The organism is Emticicia agri, assembly GCF_004168285.1.
In the GTDB taxonomy this organism is placed as follows: Bacteria; Bacteroidota; Bacteroidia; order Cytophagales; family Spirosomataceae; genus Emticicia; species Emticicia agri.
On sequence record NZ_SEWF01000126.1, the window covers coordinates 1 to 320 of the forward strand.

The 320-nt window shown below is 46.9% G+C and carries 1 pseudogene; it reads left to right on the plus strand.

The features are described from left to right. A pseudogene (locus EWM59_RS28005) lies at positions 1 to 320 on the plus strand (gliding motility-associated C-terminal domain-containing protein); the annotation flags it as partial.

Sequence of the window (320 nt, forward strand, 5' to 3'; positions counted from 1 at the left end):
AGTGGTTGTGCAGGAACAGTCAATTGGTCGAATGGTTCATCAGGTAGTAGCTTAACGCTTTCAAGTGTAGGCACTTATAGTATTTCTGCTACTTGTACGGTTGGGTCTTGTATTTCTCCGGCAAGCACGGCAGTTACTGGCTTACAGATTGTAGCTCAACCAACTGCTCCAACGATTACAGCCCCAGCTACAAAAGTAGTGTGTTCGCCAAGCACGCTTACTTTAACGGCAAGTGGTTGTGCAGGCACAGTCAACTGGTCGAATGGTTCATCAGGCAGTAGCTTAACGCTTTCAAGTGTGGGTACCTATAGCATTACAGC